An 18333-nucleotide genomic window follows, 5' to 3' on the forward strand; every position below is an offset into this window, starting at 1 on the left:
TGCGGGCGCGGCCGGGTACGGCCGATCAGCCCTGCTGGTTCCCGGGCGGGAGGGCCAGGCCGGCGGGAGCGCCGGTCCAGGAGCTCTCGGCCGGGGCGGGCGCCGAGTTCCGCAGGGGCGGCATCACCCGTTGCAGGTCGCTGCGAATCCGCTCGGCCTCACCTCGGACCTGCGCGGGGACGTCACCGCGCTCCGCGACGAGCTGGCGGTAGATCGGGGCTTCCTGGAACACGGACAACGCGTCCTTCCTCTCGGGGCCTCGCGCCGGACACGGAGGCGGTTGCCGAGTGTACGGGCCTCCGGGCCCCCTCCGGTGCCGCTCGGGACACCGGTGGTCCCGGCGCACGCCCGACGGCCCGTGGCACAACGGGCGCGGGGCGGTCGTCCCACCCGTCGCAGGGCCCAACAGGTCGAGCGGGAGCGGCTGTTCGCCCGTACCCGGATCCCTCGCCGGCGGACGATGTGCATCCGGCCACACTGGTGCCGGCCGGGCTCTCCGCCCGCGGCTCCCACCAGGGACCTCCCCGGCTCACGGCGGCACCATCGGCCGCATTTCGCCACGGGCGGCTGGGTATCGCTGTCACAGGGGGATCAGTTCAGCGCACTAATGATCATCAACTTCACAGAATTCAGCACAATCAGCCCACTTCACCCGAATCTCCCCGACACGTCCGACGACTATGAGGCACAGGGAGACCGGGCACGTGAGGCTTTATGGGCAGGAAGCCGTTCTGGACGACCTCGTTCCGCGGCTGGTGGGGCTGGGCCGGGAGAACAACCGGCGGTTCCCGTACCGCGGCGGCGCGCCCGTCGTGCATCTCGTCGGCGGACGCGGCGGCGGGAAGACCGCCCTCCTGGACGAGCTCGCCGCGAGCTATCTGAACCGGGTGCCACTGGTCCGCGCGGACCTGGCGGCACCGGCCTTCGGGTTCGACGGGCTGGGCGACCTGCCCGGCGACGACCGCCCGAACGCCTCCCATCTGACCAGTCTGCTGTACCTGCTGTCCGGTCACCTCCAGCTCGGGGGCGACGGATTCAGGTCCACCCTGAAGTTCCGCCGGCTCCCGCTCGGACTGCTGGTCGTCACCAGCTGGCTGACCGCGACCGCCGTACCGGAGCCCACCGGTGACGGACAGGACCCCGCCGCGCTGTTCATGGAACGCATGGAGCGGCTGCGTGCCGTCGTCACCGCGGACAGCGCCGACCGCGGGCGCCGCAAGGAGCTCCTCCGCCAGTGGTTCGACGCCCTCGCCCCCGTGGCCACCGCCGTCACGGCCATGCCTCCGGGCGCCGACACCCTGCTCCAGACCGCCGCCACGAGCGCGCGGGAGGCGTTCTTCGCCCCACGCGGCGACCAGGCGGCCCTGCACTGGTGGAACGAGCGGCTCCAGCAACTGCGGTACCAAGGCGACCCCGTGCAGAAGCTGTACTGGTTCGGGCAGGCGTTCCAGTACCGCGACCAGCGGCGGGAGGAGGCCGAGAAACTCCTGACCGCGGCCCTGCTCGCGGACATCGACGATCACTACAACCTGTGGCGGCGCATGGACGACGTCCCCCGCCCGCTGCTGCTTATCGACAACATCGACGCCCTGCCCGGCGACCGGTTCACCAGGGCGCTGAAGGAGGCCTTCGGCCACCTGCCGGACGGCCGCCGCGCCGCCACGCACCCGGTGTTCGTGGTCACCGGCCGGGGCACGCCGGGAACCCCGTCGCCGCTCACCGCCGACCCCGCCCCCGACCGGCCGTGGGTGAGCATGGGCCTGCCACGCGTGGGCCGGCGGCAGATCCAGACGATGCTCGGGACCAGGTTCTACCCGCCGGGCCTCCCGCTCCTCGTCGAGCGGCTGAGCGGTGACCGGGCCGGGGTCGCGTCCGCCCTGCTCGACGCCTACGACGACGCCGGCGGCGGGCTGGGCCCGATCGTCGATCAGCTCCGCTCGCCGAACGGCACCGGGCCCGTCGCCGGGCTGCTGCGCGAGCTGGTGAACCAGCTGTTCCCCGGCCACGGTTCGCCCGATCGCGGCGCCCTGCGGATGGACCCGGCCGTGCTGGACCGGCTGCGGCTGCTCGCCACCGCGCTCGACCGGACCGCGGCCATCGGCCTGCTGACCTCCCACCGGCCGGAGACCGACCCCGTCGACCGGGTCGACGACACCCTGGCGTACGTGGCGGCCGGCCACCCGGTCCCGTACCGCTGGCCGGTGGTGGACACCGCCGCCCCGTTCGTGGCGGACCGCGCCCTGCGGGACCTTCTGCTGCTGCTCCTGCGGGCCGAGACGTCCTGGGCCGACTGGGGGCGGCTGCACCGCTTCCTCAGAGACCTCCACCCGCTGCCCGGCGACGGCCCCCACCCGGTCGACGTCGAGGCCAAGTACCTTCACCACGCGCTGGCGCTGGGCGACTCGGCGGAGGTGGGCAACGCCCTGCACCGCCGCTTCCTCGACGGCGGACTCTCCGACTGGCTGGCCGTGCTGAACGTGGTCTGCGCGGCCCCCCGCCCACCGGACCGGCCGGCCGGCGCCCAGGCACCGGCGGTAGCGGCCTGCGGGTCCTGCGGCGATCCGGCGGCGGCCCCGAACGCGGCGGGCGTCCACCTGGCCATCTCCCGGCTCCTGAACGCGCTGTGGGCGCAGTCCTCCCCCCTTGCGGTCCCGGACGAGGGCCACATCGCCGAGATCGAGGCACAGCTGGAGGCTCTCCGCAAGGAGACCGCCGACACCGACGGCGTACTGCGCCGGGCCTGGCTCGGCTGGCCCGGGCAGCTTCGACTGGGCGTGCAGGCACCGGACTTGGACTGCGGACAGGGAGGGAACGCGTGAGCATCGCCGAACGCTTCGCCGGTATGGGGCGGCTCACCAGGGCGCTCGTCCTGGTGACGGCCGTGGCCGTCGTCGTGGGCGCGGTCTGGGGCGGCTGGATGATGACCCGCCCCGATCTCACCTGCGCGGAGGGCGTGCACAAGAGGACACCGGACGGGGAGTGCACCGGTGTCACCGACGGGGCGTTCAGCTACGCGCCGTGGCTGGACGAGGTCTCGGCCCGGATCAAGACCGAGAACGACGCCGTCGACGGCCATCCGCACGTCACCGTCGCGGTGATGGTCCCGATGACCGGCTTCACCAAGGCGGTCGACACCGACCGGATCCTGCGCCAGGTCCAGGGGGCCTACCTCGCCCAGTACCACGCGAACCACGACGAGTCGGAGGCCCCCAAGATCCGGCTGGTGCTCGCCAACCCGGGCTCGGACAGCTTCGACTGGCCTCGTGTCACCGGGCAGTTGGCCCGTATGGCGGCCTCGTCCAGCGACAACCTCCGCGCGGTCACCGGATTCGACCGGAGCGTCCCGGCCACCAAGGACACGATCGCCCACCTCACCCGGGATCTGCACATCCCCGTGGTCGGCGGCGCCATCACCGCGGACGACCTCGCCAACGACAAGCAGGCGCCCGACCGTTACCCGGGGCTGGTCAGGACCGTCCCGACGAACACCGGTGAGGCCGACGCGCTCGCGGCCTACCCGGGCCGGGACCGCGCGGAGAAGGCCGTGGTCGTGGAGGACAGCCGCGACGACGACAACTACATCAGCACCCTCAAGCACGCCTTCGAGCGGATCACCGCGTCCTCGGCCCGGCACACGCCCGAGACCTTCACCTCACCCGCCGACATCGTCGACCCGGGCAACACCTCGAACGTCTTCGACATCGTGATCCAGAACATCTGCCAGTCGGACGCGGACACCATCTACTTCGCCGGCCGCTACACCCAGCTTCAGCAGTTCATCAACGGACTGGGAAAGCGCGGCTGTTCCCGGCCCTTCACCCTCGTCACCGGCTCCGAGGCGAACGCCCTGCTGTCCGACTCCGACCTCAAGTGGACCGCGCTGAAGAAGAAGGTGACGGTGCGTTATGTGTCGCTCGCGCACCCGGACATGTGGACCGGCAAGCGCGTCGACGGCGGCGCCGCCAAGGACGTCAAGCAGCTCGTCACGCTGGTCGACCGGGCCTCCAGGGGACCCGTCGGCCCGATAGGACCGACCGACCTGACCGACTCGCGCACGATGGTCATGTACGACACCGTGTGGACGGCGATCCAGGGCATCCGTCTCAGTTTCTCCGGGAGTCACCCGACGGACCGTCCCGAGACGGTGCCGAGCATCGCCGACGTCGCCGGCACCTGGCAGTTGATCCACTCCGCCCACAAGGTCGAGGGGACGGGCGGCTGGATCTGTCTCGACAGCCACGGCAACCCCTACGACAAGGCGCTGGCCGTGGTGGAACTGGAACCGGACTCCAGGACGGCCCGGTTCGTCGCGCTGGCCTGGCCGAACGGAAAGCCCCCGGAGGCCGACTGCACGGCCCCGAACGGCACTTGACCGGTCGGCCGCCGGAGGATGGAGGACACGGTCAGTACCGCCAGGCGAAGGCCGCGCTTTCCCGGAGGTCGCCGGGGCAGACGGCCTCGGCGACGCGGTACGCGAAGCGCATGTAGGCGGCCTCCTGTTCGGCGGTCAGCACGCGCGGGACCGGTTCACCGGCGTCCTCCCGCGCGGCCGGCGCGAGCAGCGGCCGCAGCAGCGCCAGGTCCTCCGGCGCCGGCTCGGGACGCAGGGTGTCCAGCAGGACGCGCAGATGGCCGCAGAGGCTCGACCCCGTGGACGGGCCGAGCGGATACGGGTGCTGCCCGGCGATCCGGTCCAGCAGCGCGGCCCCGGGCAACCGCTCGGCGAGGACCCGCGTCAGGCGGTCCAGGAGCGCCGCGAGCGCGTCCAGGTCGCCCGTCGAGAGCTCCACCAGGTGTACGGGTATGTGTTCGCGTCCGTCGGGTGCCCGCAGGCCACTGCCCCGGGCGGCCCGGTCGCGCTCCTCCACGGCCTGCCGGTGCACGCGGTCGCTCGCCGGCCCCTCTGCGTCCGCACGTTCCGTGCCTTCCCCGGGTCCGGCCAGGTCACCGGCGGACTCCTGAACGTGCGAGCCCAGCGCTTCGGGGAGCGCGGCACGGAGAGACTCCCAGGCCGCGAGGGCCGCCACCGGGTCGACGCCGTCCGGCAGGTGGGCCGGCTCTCGCTCCGCCGCGGCGGCCAGCGGAGCGAGCAGCATGGAGTGCGCCCGGTGGAAGTCCTGGAGCCAGTCGGGGTCGCCCGGTACGAGCCGTTCGCACCGGACGGCCACCGTGCCGGGTGTGTCTTCGCCGAGTGTCACAGGATCCTCCGAGGTCTGCGGGTTCCAGGGATGCGCGTGCGGGCGTACGGACGCACGGCGGTACGGCGTCCGCACGGGCCCGCCCGACGACATCGCCACCATATCGTCAAGCTGACGATATGCGGAGCGTTTCCCGGGATCGCGCGGCTCCGGCACCGTTCATGTGCGCCGGTGCAGGACGATGGCCAGCGGTGTGGCGGTGAACATCGAGGAGTAGGTGCCCACGACCAGGCCGATGAGGAGGGCGAGGGCGAAGTCGGTCAGGGTGTCGCCGCCGAGTACGGCCAGCGCGGTGAGGATGAACGCGGCGCCCATGCCGGTGTTGACGGTGCGGGGCAGCGTTTCCAGGAGCGCCCGGTTGGCGATGCGCGCGAAGGGCTCCTTGCCGTCGCGGCGGACCAGTTCCCTGATCCGGTCGAAGACGACGACGGAGTCGTTGACCGAATAGCCGATCACGGTCAGCAGCGCGGCCACGAAGACGCCGTCGACGGGCTTGCCGAGCCAGGCGAAGACGCCGACGAGGATCACGGTGTCATGGGCCAGGGCGGCGACGGCGGCGGTTCCCAGGAACCACCGGAACCGCGCGGCGAGATAGACGAGCTGGGCGCCCAGGGCGACGAGGAGGGCGATGAGGGCACCCTGGCGGAGCTCCTTGCCGAGGCTCGGCCCGACGGCCTCGTCACGGACCTTGTCGGCCCGGCCCGCAAGCCCCCCGACCGTGCCGTCGACGGTGGCCGCCTGGGCGTCGGTCAGCTGATGGGTACGGACGGTGAGCCGGCTCTCGCCCGAGGTCTGGACGACGGCCCGGGGGAAGCCGGCGTCCGCGAGCGCCGTACGGGCCCGGTCGGCGTCCACGGGCCCGGCGGTGGCGTACTCGATGAGGCGGCCGCCGGTGAACTCGACACCGAAGTCGAGGCCGCGCACGGCGATACCGGCGGTGGCGAGGACGAGCGCGGCGGCGGAGACGGCCAGCCACCGGCGGGACCGGCGCATCAGGTCCGGCCCGCTCCGGGTGAGACGGGCGCGGACGGCGCCGATGTGGGCGAGGCCGGTGAGGTGGGGACGGCGGCGCAGCAGGGGGCGGGCGACGACGAGGTCGGCGAGGGCCCGGGTGACCACCAGCGCGCTGACCATGGACGCGAGCACGCCGATGCCCAGCGTGACGCCGAACCCGCGCACGGGCCCCGAGGCCAGGAAGAACAGCAGGCCCGCGGCGATGAGGGTGGTGATGTTGGAGTCGGCGATGGCGCTGAGGGCCCTGCGGAATCCCGCGGTCAGGGACGACCGCGGGGTGGGACACCGGCGCGAGGCGTACTCCTCGCGGGCCCTTTCGAAGACGAGCACGTTCGCGTCCACCGCCATGCCGATGGCCAGCACGAACCCGGCCAGGCCCGGAAGGGTGAGGGTCGCGCCGAGGACGGCGAGGGCGGCGTAGGAGATGAGTCCGTAGCAGGCCAGCGCCACGGTCGCCAGGACGCCCATGACCCGGTAGACGGCGATGATGAACAGCGCGGTCAGAGCGGTGCCGATGGCGGCGGCCCAGGCACTGGCGGTGATGGCCTGCGCGCCCAGGGTGGGACCGACGGTGCGCTGCTCGACGGTCTCGACGGGCACCGGCAGGGCGCCGCCGTTGATCAGCAGGGCCAGTTCCTTGGCCTCGCTGTCGCCGAAGGTTCCGGTGATCTGCGTGGTGCCGCCGTCGATGCCGGACCGGCAGGCGACGGAGGGGGCCACCTGCGGCGAAGAGATGATCTTGTCGTCCAGGACGATGGCGACCCGGCGGGCCGGGGCTCCGGCCGGGTGGCAGGCCGCGTCGCCGGTCAGGCGGGCCCAGCCCTTCTCACCCGTTCCCTTGAAGTCGACGGTCACGTGCCAGCCGGCACCGCCCTGCTGGTCGAAGCCGGCGACCGCCTTCTCGACGTCCTTGCCGGTCAGCGCGGCCGCGTCGAGGCGCAGCGGCTGACCGGACTCGTCGGCGATCACCCGCTCGTGGGGCCGCTTGGGCAGCGGCTGGGGCGTCTCGTGGGCGTCGGCCGCCGTGCCGAGCACCCGGTGGAAGGTGAGCTGGGCGGTGCGGCCGAGCACGTCGGACGCCTTCCGCGGATCCTGGAGGCCGGGAAGTTCGACGACGATCCGGTCGCTGCCGGAGCGGACGATGGTCGGCTCGGCGACACCGAGCGCGTCGATCCGGCCGCGCAGCACCTCCACCGTGCGGTCCGTCGCCTCGCCGCCGGCGTCGGCGTCGTCGGTGGGGCGGGTCTCCAGCACGATCTGGGTACCGCCCCGCAGATCGAGCCCCAGATGGACGGGCACGGTCAGCGCGACGTAGAGGGAAAGGGCGACGGCGGCGAGGGCGATCAGCCCTCTGATGCGCTGGGATCGGTTCACGGCGGGCCTCCGGCAGGCACACCGCGGCCAGGACTGTGGCCGCGGTCAGAAGGGAGAGAGGGAAGGACTGGGTTCGGATGCCGGAGAGCGAGGGGGTGCCCGGACCCCATGGCGGAGTGCCGGTCGTTCCGATGCGGGCGGGCCTGCCGCCGTGACCGGACTCCGTCCGGGCCGGAGCGGGCCCCCTGCCGTGCGGTGCGACGCCCCCGGGGCGGAGAACGGAGGAACGTGCCGCTGGCCGACGGCGTCCCGATGGCCCCGGACGGCAGTTGCACGGACACCCGGGTCACCGTCGTCCGCCCTGTGCACGCTGTGCGGGCTGTGCACGCTGTGCGGGCTGTGCGGGCTGTGCGGGCTGTGCGGGCTGGCGGCGGTGTGACTGCTGTCGGCGTCGCCCGCGCCGTGCACGCTGTCGACGCTGCGAATTCCGTCGGCGCTGTACGCGCTGTCGAGGCTGTGCACGGTGTCGGCGTCCGCTGCCCGGGGGTGTTCAGCGCTGCCGAGGGCGGACGGGCCGAGCAGGGCGAGGAAGGTGAGGAGGCCGACGAGGACGGCGAGCAGCGCGTTCGGCCGCGCCGTCGGGCCCGGGCCACGGATGCCCTGAACGCCGCACGCGCGGCGGACCACCCCCCGTCCCCCTGTCCGCATCCCCCCGTCCCCCCGTCTGTCGGTGACCGTCCGCTGAAAGCTGTACGTACGAAACCCTGAGGCGCTGGGCGGGCTCAGGCCTCGATGAGGCCGGCGCGGATCGCGTAGCGGGTGAGCTCCAGCCGGTCACGGAGACCGAGCTTGTGCAGGATGTTCTCCCGATGCCGGTGGACGGTCTTGATGCTGATGAAGAGCATCTCCGCGATCTCCTTGGAGGAGTGGCCCTCGGCGACGAGTTTGAGGACCTCCTCCTCGCGCGCGGTCAGCACCCGCTCGGGCAGTTCCTCGCCGTGGCGGACCCGGTCGAGGTAGTTGCGGATGAGCGCCGTGACCGCGCCCGGATACAGGAAGGGTTCGTCCCGCATGGCGGCCCGGCACGCCGCCACCAGGTCGCGGTCCGCCACGGACTTGAGCACATAGCCGCCCGCGCCGGCCTTCAGCGCCTGGAAGAAGTACTGCTCGTTGTCGTGCATCGTCAGCATCAGCACCCGTACCCCGGGCTTCAGCGCGAGCAGTTCCCGGGTGGCCTGGAGGCCGGTCAGCCGGGGCATGGCGATGTCCATCACCGCCAGGTCGACCTCGTGGGTGCGGGCCAGCTCGATGGCCTCCGCCCCGTCCCCCGCCTCGGCGACGACCTCCAGGTCCGGTTCCCGTTCGAGGATGAGCCGAACCCCGCGCCGTACCAGGGCGTGGTCGTCGGCGAGGAGGATACGGATCACGGAGCTGTGGGGGGTGCTCATGGCTGCTTCCTGAGGAGGGGCACGGTCAGTTCGACCCGGGTGCCGGTCTGCGGCTGGGAGGTGACATCCAGCGTGGCCCCGATGAGCAGGGCCCGCTCGCGCATGCCGCGGATGCCGGCCCCTTCACGGGCGACGCCGGTGCCGCGGCCGTCGTCGACGACGGCCAGCACCACCGCCTCGCCGGTGCGGCGCAGACTCACCTCGACCTGGTCCGCCTCGGCGTGCCGGGCGGCGTTGGTCAGGGCTTCCTGGGCGACGCGGTACAGCACGAGCTCCGTCTGCGGGTCGAACGCGGGCAGGCCGGTGTCGAAGCGTCGCACCACGCGCAGTCCGACATGCGTGGCGAACTCGCTGGTCAGCGAGGTCAGGGCGCTGATGAGACCGAGGTCGTCGAGTGCGCCGGGCCGGAGCCGGCGGGCCAGCCGGCTCACCTCGTCCAGACTCCCCCGGGTGATCTCCTGCACCTGCCGGAGCTCACCGCGCAGGGGCTCGTCCGCCTCGCCCGCGGCCCGTTCGAGGGCCAGCAGGATCGCGGTCATGCTCTGGCCGACCTCGTCGTGCAGTTCCTGGGCGATACGGCGGCGCTCCGTCTCCTGCGCGAACAGGGCGCGGGCGCTGCTGGTGGCCCGCTCGTGTTCGAGGCGTTCGAGCATGGCGTTGAAGGTGCGGATCAGCTCGGCGATCTCACCGCGGCCCCGTTCCGGCAGCCGCTGGCCGGGGCGCAGCAGGTCGACCGTGGTCATCATCCGGGTGAGCCGGTCGAGCGGGCTCAGGCCGATCCGCAGCAGGGCCGCGTTGGCCACCAGCATGACGGCCAGGCCGGCCACGAGGATGACCGCCTCGGTCAGCACCACCGGTACGGAGACGGTCACGGGAGCCCACAGCAGCAGCGCGGTGGCGCTTCCCAGCACGACCGCGTTGAGCGCGTAGATCCGCCAGAACATGGACACCGGGATGACGCCTCTCGCTGAGTGACACGCTTTGCCTTCTACTCTCGGCCACCGTGCACCCCGGGACCTCTCCGGTCGACCACGGTGGAGACGCCGAGCGCCGTCGGCACTCTCCACCGCGATCGACCGGACAGGTCCCCGCCCGAGCCGCGGCCACTCGTCCCGACCGGCCTGCCGACCAGGCTGCCCGCTGCGCGTCTTCCCGTACATGGGTTCCCATGCCCATTTCCCGGGCCGGGGCCGCCCACGCCGTGACGGACCCGGGGGCCGCCGCGGATGGGTATCGCGCCCGATGGGATTCACGGGGCACCACGGCCAGGGTGGAGACGTCACGGCCCCCGCGGCCCCTGACATCGCCCCGGCGGCTGCCTGCCCGCCGTCCGCCGGGGCGATCCCCCTCCTGCTCGAAGAAGGAACGGTCATGTCGCTCGATTCGCCCCAGACCGCGACCCGTCACGAACGGCTGACGGCGCACGAGGCCCTCCAGCGCCTCGAACACGAACGTGCCTCCCGCCTCACCCAGCTGCGGGCCATCGGCGAGGCGGGGCCGGACGCGGAGGAACAGGTGATGGCCGCGCAGAAGGCCACGATCGGGCGCGTCCTCAAGGAGGTCGAGGCCGCCGTCGCCCGGGTCGGGGACGGCAGCTACGGCCTCTGCGGGAACTGCTCCAAGCCCATTCCGGTGGAACGCCTGGAGATCCTGCCGCACACGCGCTTCTGCGTCCCCTGTCAGCGCGACACCGTCTGACAGACAGCAGTCCGCTCTTCCTCCCGCCTTGCCCAGGGGGTGACTTGGTGAACCGCCAGACCATCGACGACCGCGACACGAGTCTGTCCGTCGAGGACTTCGCCGCACTGCGCGAGAACCTGCACGAACAGCGCCTGTTCCGGCGGGAACAGCTCCAGCAGCTCTCGGCCGCCGCGCTCCGGGCCGACGCGTTCCTCGACCGGCAGGCCGCTTCCCAGACCGAGGTCCGCGTCAAGCTCGCGGCGTCCGCCCGCATGGTTCTGGCCGACGTCGAGGCCGCGCTGAAGCGGATGGACGAGTGCCGCTACGGCGGATGCCATCTGTGCCGCAGGCCCATCGCCCGGGAGCGGCTGCTGATCGTGCCCCAGGCCCGCTACTGCACCCGCTGCCAGCAGGTCAGGGAGGCCGGCCGGTGACCCTCTGAGCCGTCCCCGTCCCCACGCAATTGTCACCGCGCCGGGAACTCCCGTCCACTCCGTCGGCCTCCGCCCCCCTGCTTCGCGCGGCGCAGGGGGGCGGTCCCGCACGTCCGGAGTCGGCCGATCGGTACGGAGGTACGCTGGACACGGCAACTGCCCTTCCGCTCACGCCACAAGCGGCCCCCCAGCAGGCATCCTCGGAGTGTCTCCATGGCTTCACACCAGTCGCCCACCCGTCGCTCCGGCGTCGACCGACGTGTCTGGATCGCATCCTCGCTTGCCGTGTGCATCGCGGCGGCCGGAGTCGGGGGCGTGCAGATCTCGCAGGCCGCGACGATCGACCCGTCCGTTCCGGCCTCCAAGCTCGCGGCGTCCACCTGCGCCGACAGGACGTACTCGGCGATGACGACGGCACAGCGGGTCGGTCAGCTCTTCATGGGGTCGGTCACGCCGTCCGCTCCGAACAGCGCGCGGATCGCGCTCATGCGCCAGTACCACGTCGGTTCGGTGTTCCTCGCCGGGCGCAGCAACGCCGGGACGGCGGCGACCAAGAACCTGGTGAACGGTCTCCAGGCGAAGGCCGACAGCGTGGCCGGGCACCGCGTGGGACTCCTGGTCTCGACGGACCAGGAGGGCGGCCAGGTCCAGGTGCTGACCGGGCCCGGTTTCTCGACCATGCCGAGCGCGCTGACGCAGGGAACGTGGACGACGACGAAGCTGCGCAGCGAGTCCGCCGTGTGGGCCAAGGAGCTCAAGTCGGCCGGAGTCAACCTGAACCTCGCGCCCGTCGCGGACGTCGTGCCGGCGAGCCTGGGCACGGCCAACGCTCCGATCGGCAAGTTCAACCGCGAGTTCGGCCACACCGCGGCGGTGGTGGCGCCCCACAGCAACGCGTTCCTCGAAGGTTCGCTCCAGTCCGGGGTGCTGGCCACGCTCAAGCACTTCCCCGGACTCGGCTTCGTCCGCGGCAACACCGACACCACGGCCAACGTCGTGGACACCGTGACCACGAGTTCGAGCCCGAGCGTCAGCACGTTCAAGTCCGGTATCGACGCCGGGGCGCCGTTCGTCATGATCTCCTCGGCGACGTACAGCAAGATCGACGCGAGGAACCGGGCCGCGTTCTCCCCCACGGTGATCCAGACCATGCTCCGCAAGAACATGGGCTTCAAGGGTGTCGTCATCTCGGACGACCTCGGCAACGCGGTGGCGGTCAGGGCCGTGGCCCCGGGCGACCGTGCCGTCAAGTTCATCTCCGCCGGCGGTGACGTGGTCCTGACGGTCGAACCGAACCTGATCCCGGCCATGACCAAGGCAGTTCAGAACCGGATGACGCAGAGCTCGGCCTTCCGCACACAGGTCGGTCAGAGCGTGCACCGCGTCCTGAACGCCAAGCAGAAGGCGGGCCTGCTGACGTGCAGCTGACCGGCCGGGTGTCTCGCGGCTGACCGGCCCGCGGAGTTGGAACCTGGCCGGGCGCGTGACGCGCGGCCGACCGGCCGGGTGACGGGCAACTGACCGGCCGGGTGCGGCCGGACGCGGTCGCAACCGCCGTCCGGCTCGCGTACCGGCCGTCCCGGCCGAAGGGTGCAGGCCGCCCCGGCCGAAGGGCGCAGGTCCGGTCCCGGTCGAAGGGCGCGGGCCCGTCACTCCGTTCGCAGCGCCGTGGCCGTGCGGACCTTCGCCGCCCATCCCGCCGGGGCCAGCGCCCCCAGCACCGCGACGAGCACCCCGGCCAGGCCCAGCAGCGCCAGTTGCGCGGGGTCGTACACGTCGAGGACCGACGGCGGCAGGCCGGTGCTCACGGCCCGTCCCATGACCGGCAGCACATAGTCGTGCAGCGCGAACCCGGCCGGGACGCCGATCGCTCCGCCGACCACACCGATCCCGGCCACCGAGGCGAGGACGAGACTCACCGTCTGACGCGGGGACATGCCGAGCGCCTTGCACACCCCGAGGTCGTGGACGCGCTCGCGGGTGTCCAGGACGACGGAGTTGAGTACGCCGAGCCCCGCGACGGAGACCAGCATCAGGGTGAGCAGGGCAGCCATCGCCTCCAGCAGGACGATCATGTTCCCTCCCTCGGGGGAGGATTCGGCGAACGCGTCACCGCCCAGCGGCTTGACCGCCGCGCTGAGCTTCTCGGCGTAGTCGGCGGGCGCGACTCCCGGCTTGACCTCGATGTGGAAGGCCGTCGGCTCGGCCTTCGTGAAGCTGTCGAGGTCCGCGTGGACCCGCGTGCCGTCGTCCGACGTGTCGAAGGCCTCGCCGACGATCCTCAGGGTCACCGTCTCCTTCTCGAACGTGACCCGCACGGTCCCGCCGATCCTGGTGCCCGTCCGCTCCAGGAAGCGGCTGGGCACCACGACCTGGCCCCGCCCGGAGAGCCAGTGCCCGGCGATCATCTCGTAGCCGCCGGGTCGGGAGTCTCCCTGGTAGAGGACGGCCCGGACGGTGCCGGAGATCCCGGACACCGTGGCGTCGCCCGTCGCCGTGCCGTAGTACGAGGCGGTGCCGGGCTGGGCGGCGATCGCGGCGTGCATCGCGGCCGGGTCCGCGGGAGTCCGATCCTGGTTCGAACCCGCGGCCCCCTGCTGCCGGTTCGAGCCCGGGGTCGCCGACCGCGCGGGGCCGGCCCCCGGCTTCCCCTTCCTCTCCACCACGCCCGGTCCTGAGCCGGGGCCGGGGCCGCCGCTGACGGCTGTGACATCGGCGCGGTTCTCGGGATCCTGCGCGTGCGCCACCGCGTCCAGGGACTGTGTCAGCCCGACGGCGAACGTCGCGGCGACGGTTCCGAAGGCGACCGCCAGCACCATCGCGACGGCGCGCACGGGGTGGGCGAACGGGCTCGCGAGTCCGTACGTCACCGGGCGGGGCAGCGGAAGCCGTCCCGCGGCGCGATGCGCCCACTGGCCGCGGGCGGTGCGCGGCGCCCGGCCGACGGCGATGGCCTCGACCGTACGCAGTCTCCCGGCCCGGAGCGCGGGTACCAGGGCCGCGACGGCCACCACGAGCAGCGCGCCGGCCGGCACCACGACGTCCACCCACCAGGCGACCGAGAGCGACACCGTGCCGTACGCGGACTCGGTGTCGCGCAGCAGCGGCAGTGCCAGCAGGTTGCCGAGGCCGACGCCGAGCGTGATGCCGGCCGCGGCGGGGATCAACGCCTGGGCCACATAGGCCCGTACGACCTCGCGCGGGGTGAATCCGATGGCCTTGAGGATGCCGATCCTGCGCAGACCGGTGCCGACGGCGCCGCTGATCACACTGCCGACGATGATCACGGACATGACGATGCCGAGCACGCCGAACGCGAACAGGAAGGGGATGGTCGCCGCGGTGCCCCGTTCCGTGGCGCGCTTGGTGTCGAGCCACGACTGGGTGCCGACCAGCGCCCCTGACGGCACGGCGGCGGTGAGCCTCTTCCGGTCCGCCGCGATCTGCGACGTGGTGGCCGCGGAGTCGAAGCGGTAGAGCATCTGGTCGGTGAGGGTGGTGCCCCCGGTCGCCAGGGACCTGACCTCCGCGGGGGTCGCCCACATGTCGCCGCTCTGGCCGGCCGACAGCGCGAAGCCGACGACGGTCAGGCTCCGGGCGTCGGCGGCGTCCGAACTCATCAGTGTCGAGCCGAGCTTGAGAAGCGGGCCGGAGAACCCGAGGGACAGCACGATCTCGCCCGGACTCCGGGCCCAGCGGCCGGACTTCAGGTCCAGCTCGTCCACGTCCTTCCCGGTTCCGGGCCGTCCGACGAGCGTTAGCGCGGGCAGGTGTCCGCCGTCCGTGCCCACCGGGCTGATCGTCATGGAGGGGAAGGGTCCCGCGCTCGCCGTGACCCCCTCCAGGCGCCGGGTGCCCGCCAGTTGGGCCGCGCTCGCCCGGTGCGGGTCGAACTCCGCGGTGAGATGCGCCCCGTGCTGCCGGGCGAAGGCGTGGTCGAAGGGCGCGTTCGTGGCGACCAGGAGGGAACCGGCGACCACGGCCGAGGCGACCGCCATCATCGTGGCCACGGCGATCACGACCGTCTGGACGCGCCGTCTGCCGACCCCGGACCGTACGACCCGCCCCAGGGCCCCGTTGCCGAACCGCGTCATCGGACGGCCTCCGCTTCCGTGTCGACGGCGACGTGACCGTCGACCAGATGGATGGTGCGGTGCGCGCAGGCCCGCGCCAGTTCGAGATCGTGCGTGACCAGCACGACGGTCTGCCCACCACGGTGCAGGTCCACGAGCAGGTCGCGGACCTCCTGCCCCGACGCGGTGTCCAGTGCGCCGGTCGGCTCGTCGGCGAGCAGCAGGGCGGGCCTGTTCACCAAGGCCCTTGCGACGGCGACCCGTTGGCGCTCCCCGCCGGACAACCGGCCCGGGTAGGCGCGGGCGTGCTTCTGGATGCCTAGGACCTCCATGAGCTCCGCGGCGCGGGAGGCGGCCACGCGCCGGGCGGTTCCGGTCAGTTGGGCGGGGAGCCGGATGTTGTCGGCGACGGTCAGGTCGTCGAGCAGATTGAAGAACTGGAAGACCATGCCGATGTGTTCGCGCCGGAACCGGGCCAGGGCGTGCTCGCTCAGCCGGTCGATGCGCTGCCCGGCCACGGTCACGGAGCCCTCGCTCGGCCGGTCGAGACCGGCGACGAGGTTGAGCAGCGTGGACTTGCCGCTGCCGGACGGCCCCGTCACGGCCAGGGCCTCGCCCTGGGCCACGGCGAGATCGACCGGCCCCAGTGCCGGGGCGTCGGCGCCGCCGTACCGCTTGGCCACGCCCTCCAGTTCGATCACGTGAGTCATGGGTGTGTCCGTCCTTCGTCGGTCGGGAGGTCGCTGCCCGGTGCGGGCCCGGTGAACGTACGGGCGGACGCGGGCGGGGCGCGTCGGCCGTGGCACCGACATGGGGCCCTCCCCCGGGAGGACCAGGCCGCGGGGTCATCCTGGAGGAGTACTCCCCGCGGACGGGCGGGCCGGTCGCGCAGGGGGACGTGGACCCGTGGCCGGGGCCCGCACAATGTGCGGATGGAGCACGAGGAGCCGTACGAGCGGCCGGGTGAGGGGTCAGGGGCGGACGGCCGGCGGGAGCGGACCCACGGCGTACGGCTTCGGGGAGGCCGCGGGTGCGTGACGTACCGCTGCCGGCCACGGGACGGGCGGACATGAGCGGGGCGACGCGGCCGGGGACGGGACGGGCGCCCGACGGGCTGCGGCCGGACTGGTGGTGGGCGCGGGTGTGTGAGGGACTCCGGTCGGGGACGTGGTGGGCGCGGATGCGTGCCGCGATGGGGCCGGAGGGTGAGCCCGAACCGCTGTCCCGGCGTGCGGTGCGCGTGGACGTCGTACTGGCGCTCGTGCTGACGGTGGTCGCGCTGGTCGTGGCGGCGCGCTACCCGGGCGACGGGCCGGTGCGGATCAGTTCCAGGGCCGTGACCGTGGGCCGGGACGCGCTCACGCCCCCGGCGCCTCCGGCTCCCGGCCCGGGGGACGTGGACGACCCGCGGTCCAACGCGCCCACCGTCCTGGTCGTCCTGTCGGCGCTGCCGCTCATGGCCAGGCGCCGCTTTCCGCTGCTCGCGTTCGGGGTGATCGCCGCCGCCGTGCTGGCCCTGGGGGGCGCCGTCTCCTGGATCAACGTGCTGACCTGGAGTGTCGCCGCGTACGGAGCCGTCGCGCACAGCCGCTACCGGGCGCGGGCCCTGACGGCGCTGATCTTCACGGCCGTGCTGGCGGGCGTCGCGTTCCGGGACACGGATCCCATGCTGCCGGGCTGGTCGAGCCCCGCCGTCGTGCTCCTGGTCGTCGGGGTGCTGGCCAGTCTCGTCCGGCTCGGGCGGCTGCGGCTGGAGGCCGGCCGACAGCGTTTCACCGACCTCCAGCGGGCCCAGGAGGCGGCCATGCGCCGGGCCGTGGAGGAGGAGCGCGCCCGGATAGCCGCCGAGCTCCACGACGTCGTCACCCACAATGTGAGCGTGATGGTCATACAGGCGGGCGCGGCGCGCAAGGTGATGGACGCCGCCCCGGAGCGGTCCAAGGAGGCCCTGCTGGCGGTGGAGGCAGGCGGCCGTGCGGCGATGGCCGAACTCCGCCATGTGATGGGTCTGCTGGCGGGTCCGGGCTCCAGTGCCGAGACCGCCGACGGCCTGGAGCCGCAGCCCGGTCTCGGCCGGCTCGACGCGCTCGCCGAGCGGGTGCGGGCCGCCGGGACACCGGTGCGCCTCACGGTGTCTCTGCCGCCCCGGGCGCTGCCGCCCGGGGTGGAGCTCACGGCGTACCGCGTGGTCCAGGAGGCCCTCACGAACACGATCAAGCACGCGGCGGGGGCCGAGGCGGCGGTGCGGATCGGATTCGCCGGTTCCTGGCTGGAGTTGGAGGTCACGGACACGGGAGCCGTCCGGGACTCGCCGTCGGTGGACGGCAACGGCCGCGGACTGATCGGCCTGCGCGAGCGGCTGGCGGTCTACGGCGGCGAGCTGACCGCAGGTCCGGCGCCCACCGGCGGATACCGGGTCACGGCCCGCGTGCCGTGGGAGGCGGTGTGAACGGGCCCGCCCTGCGCGCCGTGATCGCGGACGACCAGGCCCTGGTGCGTACGGGGTTCGGGATGATCCTCGCCGCCGACGGCATCGAGGTGACGGCCGAGGCGGCGGACGGGGCCGAGGCGGTCGAGGCCGTCGCACGCACCCGCCCCGACGTCGTCCTCATGGACATCCGGATGCCACGGATGGACGGCATCGAGGCCACCCGGCGCATTCTCGGCGGCGGACCCGACGGCCCGGTGGCCACCCGGGTGATCATCCTCACGACGTACGACCTCGACCACTACGTGTACGCGGCGCTCACCGCCGGAGCGAGCGGCTTCCTGCTCAAGGACGTCACTCCCGAGCATCTCGTTGCGGCCGTGCGCCTGGTGCGCTCCGGTGACGCGCTGCTCGCGCCGACGATCACCCGCAGGCTGATCGAGCGGTTCGCGCACCGGCAGGAGTCCCCGCGGACCGGCACGCACCGCGATCTGTCCGGGCTGACCCCACGTGAACTGGAGGTGCTGCGCCTGCTGGCCACCGGCCTCAGCAACGCGGAACTCGCGGACCGGCTCTTCCTCAGCCCGACCACGGTCAAGACGCACGTGGGCCGCATCCTGTCGAAACTGGACCTGAGGGACCGGGTGCAGGCCGTCGTGCTCGCCTACGAGAGCGGCCTGATCTCACCGCAGGGGCCGCCCGGCGTCGGCTGAGAACCCCGTTCCGGGCGCGGCCCGGTCCCGT

The 18333-nt window shown here is 72.9% G+C and carries 14 protein-coding genes; 7 read left to right on the forward strand and 7 right to left on the reverse strand.

Annotation, left to right across the window (positions count from 1 at the left end; genetic code table 11):
• Positions 1 to 25: 25 nt before the first annotated feature.
• On the reverse strand, positions 26 to 232 hold the full coding sequence (locus ACFWI4_RS01840) for a hypothetical protein (RefSeq protein WP_385393666.1): 207 nt from the start codon (positions 230 to 232) through the stop codon (positions 26 to 28).
• Positions 233 to 704: 472 nt separating this feature from the next.
• On the opposite strand from ACFWI4_RS01840, the gene ACFWI4_RS01845 reads away from it, so the two are divergent.
• Positions 705 to 2819, forward strand: coding sequence for a hypothetical protein (locus ACFWI4_RS01845; protein WP_387189748.1), 2115 nt, complete (start codon positions 705 to 707; stop codon positions 2817 to 2819).
• A complete protein-coding gene (locus ACFWI4_RS01850) occupies positions 2816 to 4372 on the forward strand; it encodes an ABC transporter substrate-binding protein (RefSeq protein WP_387189751.1) in 1557 nt (518 codons plus the stop codon). The genes ACFWI4_RS01845 and ACFWI4_RS01850 overlap by 4 nt, the downstream gene beginning before the upstream one ends.
• A 31-nt stretch (positions 4373 to 4403) precedes the next feature.
• Here ACFWI4_RS01850 and ACFWI4_RS01855 read toward each other — a convergent pair whose 3' ends face one another.
• From ACFWI4_RS01855 to ACFWI4_RS01870, 4 genes are all read right to left on the reverse strand, one after another.
• Positions 4404 to 5198, reverse strand: a complete 795-nt coding sequence (locus tag ACFWI4_RS01855) for a hypothetical protein (RefSeq protein ID WP_387189754.1) — start codon at positions 5196 to 5198, stop codon at positions 4404 to 4406.
• Positions 5199 to 5357: 159 nt separating this feature from the next.
• On the reverse strand, positions 5358 to 7586 hold the full coding sequence (secD, locus tag ACFWI4_RS01860) for a protein translocase subunit SecD (RefSeq protein WP_387189756.1): 2229 nt from the start codon (positions 7584 to 7586) through the stop codon (positions 5358 to 5360).
• Between the two features lie 722 nt (positions 7587 to 8308).
• Positions 8309 to 8974, reverse strand: coding sequence for a response regulator (locus ACFWI4_RS01865; RefSeq protein ID WP_385393679.1), 666 nt, complete (start codon positions 8972 to 8974; stop codon positions 8309 to 8311).
• Positions 8971 to 9924 carry a HAMP domain-containing sensor histidine kinase gene (locus ACFWI4_RS01870; protein WP_385393681.1) on the reverse strand — a complete coding sequence of 318 codons (954 nt, stop codon included), beginning with the start codon at positions 9922 to 9924 and terminating at the stop codon, positions 8971 to 8973. Before ACFWI4_RS01870 ends, ACFWI4_RS01865 begins: the two co-directional genes overlap by 4 nt.
• Positions 9925 to 10345: 421 nt before the next feature.
• On the opposite strand from ACFWI4_RS01870, the gene ACFWI4_RS01875 reads away from it, so the two are divergent.
• The 3 genes from ACFWI4_RS01875 (at position 10346) to ACFWI4_RS01885 (ending at position 12516) form a co-directional block, all read left to right on the forward strand.
• Entirely contained in the window at positions 10346 to 10672 is a 327-nt protein-coding gene (locus ACFWI4_RS01875) for a TraR/DksA family transcriptional regulator (protein ID WP_387189759.1), read from the forward strand.
• Between the two features lie 44 nt (positions 10673 to 10716).
• Complete coding sequence (locus tag ACFWI4_RS01880) at positions 10717 to 11088, forward strand: TraR/DksA family transcriptional regulator (protein WP_387189761.1); 372 nt, start codon at positions 10717 to 10719, stop codon at positions 11086 to 11088.
• A 213-nt stretch (positions 11089 to 11301) separates the two neighbouring features.
• Positions 11302 to 12516, forward strand: a complete 1215-nt coding sequence (locus ACFWI4_RS01885; protein ID WP_387189764.1) for a glycoside hydrolase family 3 N-terminal domain-containing protein — start codon at positions 11302 to 11304, stop codon at positions 12514 to 12516.
• A 221-nt stretch (positions 12517 to 12737) separates the two neighbouring features.
• Here the strand turns inward: ACFWI4_RS01885 and ACFWI4_RS01890 are convergent, their stop codons facing one another.
• The gene (locus tag ACFWI4_RS01890) at positions 12738 to 15182 is read right to left on the reverse strand and encodes an ABC transporter permease (RefSeq protein WP_387189766.1); all 2445 of its coding nucleotides are present in this window, start codon (positions 15180 to 15182) and stop codon (positions 12738 to 12740) included.
• Positions 15179 to 15871 (reverse strand): ABC transporter ATP-binding protein, encoded by a 693-nt coding sequence (locus ACFWI4_RS01895; RefSeq protein ID WP_387189768.1) that lies wholly within the window; start codon positions 15869 to 15871, stop codon positions 15179 to 15181. The genes ACFWI4_RS01890 and ACFWI4_RS01895 overlap by 4 nt, the downstream gene beginning before the upstream one ends.
• 470 nt (positions 15872 to 16341) lie before the next feature.
• Between ACFWI4_RS01895 and ACFWI4_RS01900 the strand changes: the two genes are divergently transcribed.
• Positions 16342 to 17610 (forward strand): sensor histidine kinase, encoded by a 1269-nt coding sequence (locus ACFWI4_RS01900; RefSeq protein WP_387189770.1) that lies wholly within the window; start codon positions 16342 to 16344, stop codon positions 17608 to 17610.
• Complete coding sequence (locus tag ACFWI4_RS01905) at positions 17607 to 18302, forward strand: response regulator (protein ID WP_387189772.1); 696 nt, start codon at positions 17607 to 17609, stop codon at positions 18300 to 18302. The genes ACFWI4_RS01900 and ACFWI4_RS01905 overlap by 4 nt, the downstream gene beginning before the upstream one ends.
• Positions 18303 to 18333: the final 31 nt, after the last annotated feature.

Source organism: Streptomyces sp. NPDC127038 (assembly GCF_042725875.1).
Taxonomy (GTDB): Bacteria; Actinomycetota; Actinomycetes; order Streptomycetales; family Streptomycetaceae; genus Streptomyces.

Bases quoted from the DNA above. Each gene is read 5' to 3' on its own strand.
- ACFWI4_RS01890 (WP_387189766.1), bottom strand. From the start codon at position 15,182: ATGACGCGGTTCGGCAACGGGGCCCTGGGGCGGGTCGTACGGTCCGGG.
- ACFWI4_RS01875 (WP_387189759.1), top strand. From the start codon at position 10,346: ATGTCGCTCGATTCGCCCCAGACCGCGACCCGTCACGAACGGCTGACG.
- ACFWI4_RS01885 (WP_387189764.1), top strand. From the start codon at position 11,302: ATGGCTTCACACCAGTCGCCCACCCGTCGCTCCGGCGTCGACCGACGT.
- ACFWI4_RS01865 (WP_385393679.1), bottom strand. From the start codon at position 8,974: ATGAGCACCCCCCACAGCTCCGTGATCCGTATCCTCCTCGCCGACGAC.
- ACFWI4_RS01895 (WP_387189768.1), bottom strand. From the start codon at position 15,871: ATGACTCACGTGATCGAACTGGAGGGCGTGGCCAAGCGGTACGGCGGC.
- ACFWI4_RS01900 (WP_387189770.1), top strand. From the start codon at position 16,342: ATGCGTGCCGCGATGGGGCCGGAGGGTGAGCCCGAACCGCTGTCCCGG.